This is a genomic window from Mesorhizobium sp. WSM4816 (genome assembly GCF_055811535.1).
In genome coordinates, this window is sequence record NZ_JBVVQR010000048.1 from 23,569 (window position 1) to 30,678 (window position 7,110).

General features: G+C 62.1%; 7 protein-coding genes. 5 read left to right on the forward strand and 2 right to left on the reverse strand.

Annotated elements, in window-relative coordinates:
* Position 1: 1 nt before the first annotated feature.
* Positions 2–1,189 carry an amino acid ABC transporter permease gene (locus AC0L3H_RS29945; RefSeq protein ID WP_473587885.1) on the reverse strand — a complete coding sequence of 396 codons (1,188 nt, stop codon included), beginning with the start codon at positions 1,187–1,189 and terminating at the stop codon, positions 2–4.
* Positions 1,190–1,252: 63 nt separating this feature from the next.
* Positions 1,253–2,281 (reverse strand): amino acid ABC transporter substrate-binding protein, encoded by a 1,029-nt coding sequence (locus AC0L3H_RS29950; protein WP_128169208.1) that lies wholly within the window; start codon positions 2,279–2,281, stop codon positions 1,253–1,255.
* 428 nt (positions 2,282–2,709) lie between these two features.
* On the opposite strand from AC0L3H_RS29950, the gene AC0L3H_RS29955 reads away from it, so the two are divergent.
* The 5 genes from AC0L3H_RS29955 to AC0L3H_RS29975 all read left to right on the forward strand — a co-directional run bounded on the left by AC0L3H_RS29955 (position 2,710) and on the right by AC0L3H_RS29975 (position 6,961).
* Positions 2,710–3,876 (forward strand): cystathionine beta-lyase, encoded by a 1,167-nt coding sequence (locus tag AC0L3H_RS29955; RefSeq protein ID WP_473587886.1) that lies wholly within the window; start codon positions 2,710–2,712, stop codon positions 3,874–3,876.
* A gap of 264 nt (positions 3,877–4,140) precedes the next feature.
* Positions 4,141–5,229, forward strand: coding sequence for an HPP family protein (locus AC0L3H_RS29960; protein WP_473492412.1), 1,089 nt, complete (start codon positions 4,141–4,143; stop codon positions 5,227–5,229).
* A 102-nt stretch (positions 5,230–5,331) separates the two neighbouring features.
* The gene (locus AC0L3H_RS29965) at positions 5,332–6,012 is read left to right on the forward strand and encodes an RNA polymerase sigma factor (RefSeq protein ID WP_473492411.1); all 681 of its coding nucleotides are present in this window, start codon (positions 5,332–5,334) and stop codon (positions 6,010–6,012) included.
* 98 nt (positions 6,013–6,110) lie between these two features.
* Complete coding sequence (locus AC0L3H_RS29970; RefSeq protein ID WP_473492410.1) at positions 6,111–6,635, forward strand: DUF4142 domain-containing protein; 525 nt, start codon at positions 6,111–6,113, stop codon at positions 6,633–6,635.
* Positions 6,632–6,961 (forward strand): cupredoxin domain-containing protein, encoded by a 330-nt coding sequence (locus tag AC0L3H_RS29975; protein ID WP_473587887.1) that lies wholly within the window; start codon positions 6,632–6,634, stop codon positions 6,959–6,961. Before AC0L3H_RS29970 ends, AC0L3H_RS29975 begins: the two co-directional genes overlap by 4 nt.
* Positions 6,962–7,110 lie beyond the last annotated feature (149 nt).

Genomic DNA, 7,110 nt, shown 5'->3' on the forward strand with positions numbered 1-7,110 from the left:
TCTACCTCTCCACCAGCGCCATTCTGGCGTTGACCACGTTCATGACCGCCGACGTCAACAGGCTGAGTGCGAGATAGACCACCATCATGATCAGCACGCACTCGATAGCCTGGCCGGTCTGGTTCAGCACCGTGCCGGTCGTCGCCGTCAGATCCGGGTAGCCGATGGCGATGGCCAGCGACGAGTTCTTGGTCAGGTTCAGATATTGGCTGGTCAGCGGCGGAATGACGATCCGCATGGCTTGCGGAATGACGACAAGCCGCAGGATCGATCCCGGCCGCAGCCCGAGCGCACCGGCTGCCTCTGTCTGACCCTTATTGACGCCCATGATGCCGGCCCGCACGATTTCGGCGATGAAGGCCGCCGTATAGAAGGACAGCGCCAGGTAGAGCGACAGGAACTCCGGCTTGACCTGAAAGCCGCCAGTCAGGTTGAAGGTCGATTGCTTTGGATAATCGAAGCTCAGCGGGAAGCCGCTGAGCGCGTAGGCCAGCAACGGCAAGCCGATGATCAAAGCCGCCGATGTCCAGAACACAGGGAATTGCTGGCCGATCGCCATCTGCCGCTGACGCGCCTTGCGGGCGACGAACCACGCCATGGCGATGCCGAGAAGCAAAGCAACCAGGATCAGCCAGGAGCCTTCGCCCCACACGGCGCGTGGAAAATAAAAGCCGCGTTGGTTGAGAAAGGAGCTGAACGGCAAATTGATGCTTTCACGCGGCGGCGGCAGCACCGAAAGCACGCCGGAATACCAGAAGAAGATGACCAGCAGCGGCGGGATGTTGCGAAAGACCTCGACATAGACCATGCAGATCTTGCGGATCAGCCAGTTGTGCGAAAGCCGGCCGACGCCAAGGATAAAGCCGATGATGGTGGCGGTGACGATGCCGGCGGCGGCAACGATGAGTGTGTTGACGAAGCCGACCAGAATGGCGCGGCCATAGGTCGAATCCGACGAATAGGCGATGGCGCTGTCACTGATGTCGAAGCCGGCGCGGCCCCTGAGGAAGCCGAAGCCTGACGCAATGCGCAGGCGCGTCAGATTGTCTATGGTGTTTTGGACGATCCACCAGACCAACGCAACCAGCACGATGACTACCACCGCCTGGAAGACTATGCCGCGGACCTTTGGATCATTGATGAAGGAGCCGCGGCTTGGCTCCTCGCGAAGAATTTCCTGCGATGCCATTCGACCATCCCCTGGAAAGAGAAACCGGGAGGCAGACGATCTGCCTCCCGGATCACATTTCGATCAGCGGATCGGCGGAGAGTATTGCAGACCGCCCTTGGTCCACAGCGCGTTGATGCCGCGCGCGATCTTCAGCGGGCTGCCCGACCCGACATTGCGTTCGAACATTTCGCCGTAATTGCCGACGGCCTTGACGATATTGACGACCCAGTCGTTGGAGACGCCGAGATCGGTGCCGATCTTGGTATCGGCCTCCTGGCCGAGCACGCGCTTGATCTCGGGATTTTCCGAAGCCTTCATTTCCTCGACATTGGCCTTGGTGATGCCGAGTTCCTCTGCCTGCAGCAGCGCAAAATAGGTCCACTTGACGATGTGGTACCACTGGTCGTCGCCCTGGCGCACGGCCGGTCCGAGCGGTTCCTTGGAGATGATCTCAGGCAGCACGACGTGGTCGGCGGGCGCGCCCAGCGTCAGCCGGATGCCGTAGAGACCTGATTGGTCGGTGGTGTAGACATCGCAACGGCCGGCGTCATAGGCCGCGTCGACCTCTGACAGCTGTTCGAAGACGACGGGGCTGTACTCCATCTTGTTCGTCTTGAAGTAGTCGGCGAGGTTGAGTTCGGTCGTGGTGCCGCTCTGCACGCAGACCGCCGCGCCCGAAAGCTGCAGCGCGGAATTCACCCCCGGCAGCTTCTTGGCGTTGATCATGAAGCCCTGTCCGTCATAATAGGTGACACCGACGAAGTTCAGACCAAGCGCCGTATCGCGGTTGATGGTCCAGGTGGTGTTGCGCGACAGAACGTCGATCTCGCCTGACTGCAGTGCGGTGAAGCGTTCCTTGGCACTGAGCGGCGTGAACTTGACCTTGGTGCCATCGCCGAACACGGCGGCCGCGACAGCGCGGCAGAAGTCCGCATCGATGCCTTGCCAGTCGCCCTTGTCGTCCGGCGCCGAGAAGCCGGCCAGACCGGTCGACACGCCGCATTGGATGAAGCCCTTGGCCTTGACGTCGTCGAGCGTGGCCGCCGACGCGGCCGAAGCCACCAATCCAAGCGCGGCGGCGCCCAGAATGCCGATTGCAATGTGTTTCATAACCCACAGACCCTTTTCTGTTTTTTTCAGGCGAACCTGACTTTTTTCGGTGTGAACGCAGCTTCCCGTTCCGGCCCATTACCGGAACCCGCATCGCAACCGACGCGCTGCCTCCCATTCACGAACTACATCGAAGGCGATTATCACAGTGAGGTCAAGGAAAATGACCGAAACCCAAAGAGTTTCAAACCATTTGCCGCTAATGCCTGAATTGCAGACAAACGCGCCCGAAAATTAGCCAGCAACTGCGAGGTCCGGCCAACGCGAATCGGAGCTGGCTTCTGAAATCCGTCTTCGGCGAGACAGCGCCCGCGCGTGAATGCCATCGGAGCGATTGGCACAACCAGTCCGCCGGCTGGCGGTTGACGAACGGTTGCGCGGCCAATGCCGCCGCACTATGGCTGGCGCTTCATCAGAGGCGAAGCGCAATGGCAAAAGACGGCAATGAAATGGGCATCAACACGCGGCTTGCCCACTCGGGCAACAATCCGCATGACTATTTCGGCTTCATCAACCCGCCGGTCGTACATGCCTCGACCGTGCTCTTCCCCAACGCGGCGACGATGGCGGCACGCAGCCAGAAATACACCTACGGCACGCGCGGCACGCCGACCACCGACGCGCTTGCCAGCGCCATCGACGGACTGGAAGGCTCGGCCGGCACGATTGTGGTGCCCTCCGGCCTGGCGGCGGTGACAGTGCCGCTGCTCGCCTTCCTGTCGGCGGGCGACCATGTCCTGATTGTCGATTCCGTCTATCACCCAACCCGCAATTTCGCCGACACGATGCTGAAACGGCTAGGCGTCGAGGTCGAATATTACGATCCGCCTGTCGGCGCCGGTATAGCGGCGTTGATCAAATCCAACACCAAGGTCGTGTTCACCGAATCGCCGGCCTCCAATACTTTCGAGGTGCAGGACATACCGGCCATCGCCAGCGCGGCACACGCCGCAGGTGCGATCGTCATGATGGACAACACCTGGGCGACGCCGCTCTACTTCCGCCCGCTGGACCACGGCGTCGACATCTCGATCCATGCGGCGACGAAATATCCGGCCGGCCATTCCGACGTGCTGCTCGGCACGGCGTCGGCCAACAAGGCCTGCTGGAAACAGCTTTGCGAGACATTTTACACGATGGGCTGCTGCGCCGGGCCGGACGATGTCTATCAGGTGCTGCGCGGCCTGCGCACCATGGGTGTGCGCCTCGACCACCATCAGCGTAGCGCTCTGGCGATCGCCGGCTGGCTGGAGAGCCAGCCGGGCGTGGCGCGGGTGCTGCATCCAGCGCTTGCCAGCCATCCCGACCACGATCTCTGGAAGCGCGACTTCTGCGGCTCGAGCGGCATTTTTTCGATCGTGCTCAAGGGCGGCGGCCAGAAACAGCAGCATGCCTTCCTCGACGCGCTCAGGATATTCGGCCTCGGCTATTCCTGGGGCGGCTATGAGAGCCTTGCGGTGCCGGTCTTCCTCGGCGACCGCGTCGTCGCCAAGGGGCCTTATGACGGCCCGCTCATCCGCCTGCAGATCGGGCTCGAGGATGTCGAGGATTTGAAGGCCGATCTGGCGCGCGGCCTCACTGCGGCGGCGGGTTGAGCTACGGTAGCGAGCTTCCAAAACCGATTCAGAAAACGCGCTCAACCTCTTGAAAAGACTAGCCGGATCACGCTGTGTAGCTGCTCCGGCTGGCGGCCGGACCTCGCCTGATCTACCCGCGTAGCGCAACAATATTTCCCAAATCCGCTATTTCTCGGATTGGTTTGGCTTTCGAATTCAGCAGTCTGGCGTCATTGCAAGGCGTTTCAAAGTTCAACACTCCTCGGGGATCAACCCCAGAGTGGGATAAACCCCAGAGCACCCATGGTCTTTCGTCTTTTTTCTCCCATACTGGCCGGCGCGACACTGCGCGAGCGCATGATCGCCTGTTTCGGTGCGACGATCGGCATTGCGCTGACCGGCGCGATCAGTGGCCTCGTGCTCGGCAGCGGCCCGCATGTGCCGCTGCTCGTGGCGCCGATGGGTGCCTCGGCCGTGCTTTTGTTCGCAGTGCCGGCGAGCCCGTTGGCGCAACCCTGGTCGATCATCGGCGGCAACACCATATCGGCGCTCGTCGGCGTGATTGTGGCGCGTTTCATACATGAGCCCGTCCTTGTGGTGGGCATTGCGGTATCGTTGGCCATCGCCGCGATGTCGTTCACACGCTGCCTACATCCACCAGGCGGCGCGGCGGCTCTGACGGCGGTGTTCGGCGGCCCGGCCGTCATCGACGCCGGCTTCCTGTTTCCGTTCGTGCCGGTGGCATTGAACTCGATCGTGCTGGTGGCGCTCGGATACGGTTTTCACAAGCTGACGCGACGGACCTACCCGCATGGTACCACCGCTGCGTCAAAGAACAGCCACGGCACCATCGATCCACCGGCGCAGGAGCGTATCGGCTTCCGGCCCGAGGACATCGATGCTGCGCTCGGCGCTTTGGAGGAGACGTTCGACATCGACCGCAACGATCTCGAACGGCTACTGCGGCAGGTGGAGTTACAGGCGATGGTGCGCACGCACCGGACCTTGCTGTGCGGGGATATCATGTCGCGCGACGTGATTGCCGTGGACGAGCATGCTGATGCCGACGAGGCGCGTCATCTGCTGCTCGATCACAATATCCGGATGCTGCCGGTCGTCGACGCGGAGGCCAAGCTTATCGGCGCCGTCGGACTGCGCGAACTGGCGCGGGCGGCGCAAGCGGTGAAAAGCGTGACAAAGGCCGTGGCGACTGCCTCGGCGAGTGCGCCGGCCATGGGCCTCCTGCCGGTGCTTACCGACGGCCGCAGCCACGCCGTCGTCATCGTAGACGACAACCAGCACATCCTCGGCCTCATCACGCAGACCGATCTGCTGGCCGCAACGGCACGCGCGCAAGCTGGCGACAAGGCGTTGGCGGAAGCGGCAGCGTAAGCGGTGCCGGCCGCCGGGAAAAATGTTCGGGAACCTTTTCGCGGTTAGCCCGTCCAATGTTTCGATCGGAGGATTTGCTTCCGGTCATGAGATTGGCTCGCGATGAGGAAACCGGCCATATCTGCAACCGTCATGCCCGCCGCATCTGGCGAGATGCAGCTTGTCGGCCGTGCGCTGGCGCGCGAGGGCGGAGCCTTCCACACGATTATCAAAATGCACAACCAGCGACTCTATCGTATCGCCCGCAGCGTCGTCCGCAACGACAGCGAGGCTGAAGACATCGTGCAGGAGGCCTATGTCAGGGCCTTTGCCCAGCTCGGGGATTTTCGCGGCGAATCCTCTCTCGCCACATGGCTGTCACGCATCGTCATCAACGAGGCGCTTGGGCGTTTGCGCAAAAGGCGGCGAACGGTAGCGATGCCGCAAAATCTCCAAGCCGAAATCATCGAGTTCCCCCTCAATCCCAGCGACGATCCGGAGCGGATGATGGCGCAACGGCAGATCCTCGAGCTTGTCGAACGGGCGACCGATCGACTTCCCGATGTCTACCGGACAGTATTCGTGGCGCGGGTGATCGAGGGTCTCAGCATAGACGAGACCGCCGAATTACTCGATGTGCGGCCCGAAACCGTCAAGACCCGGCTGCACCGAGCCCGCGCCCTAGTCCGCAAGGCGCTGGCCGATCAGATCGGCCCGGTGCTGCTCGATGCCTTCCCCTTCGCCGGCCGCCGGTGTGAACGGCTGACCGCCGCGGTGATGCAGCGGCTTGGCTTTACCAGCTGATTTTCCCGAATTCCCGGGAACGTTAGCCCCCTTCCGGCATCCAAACGTCGTCAACTGAAAATGCCCGGAGCCAACTGCGTCCGGCGAAGGAGAACGTCATGTTTATTCGATCGACCACCGCACTGGCAGCGCTTTTCCTGCTCAGCGCAGCGACGTTGGCGCAAGCCTCCGACAAGCCGAGCGACCCGCAGATCGCCCACATCGCCTACACAGCCGGCGTGCTTGACGTTGAGGCGGCCGTGCAAGCGCTGAAGAAATCGAAGAACAAGGAGATTCTCGATTTCGCCAAAGACATGGTGCGAGACCATGAAGCCGTAAACAAACAAGCGCTTGACCTGGTCAAGAAGCTCAACGTGACCCCAGAGGACAACGCCACCAGCAAGGCGCTGACCAAGGCGGCGGACGAGGAACGGGCGAAGCTCGCCAAGCTCGACGGCGCTGCGTTCGACAAGGCCTATCTCGACAACGAGGTCGCCTATCACAAGCAGGTCAACGGCGCGCTCGAAACCCTGCTGATCCCCTCGGCCGAGAATGCCGAACTGAAGAGCCTGCTGGAGACCGGCCTGAAGCTATTCCAGGGCCATGAACAGCATGCCGAACATGTCGCCGGCATGCTGAAATGAGAACAGCACCGACGGTGTCGAAACGGCATCTGTGGATTGCAATGGCGTTGACTATTGCTGCCGCACCAGCCAGAGCCGAAACGATTGGGGTGACGATCGAGAAGCTTGTATTTTCGCCCGCAAGCATTGAGGCGAAGGTCGGCGACACGATCGTGTGGGTCAACAAGGACGTGTTCGCCCACACGGCGACCGTCAAAGGCGGCTGGGAGGTGACGATCCCGCCGAAGACATCGGCGAGCATGATCCTTCAGAAGGCGGAAGCGTTCGACTATTTCTGCCGCTTCCACCCCAATATGAAAGGCCGTCTGACGGTGAAGTCGCCCTAGCCATGCCAGCGGAGACCCCCCCGCGCGCCCGCCGGGGGGGGGGGGGGGGGGGGGCCCCGCGGGGGGGGGGGGGCGGGCGCCCCGCGGGGGGGGGGGGGGCCGCCCCGGGGTTTATACAGAAAAGTTAGGGGGCAAAATTTTTAGGCGGA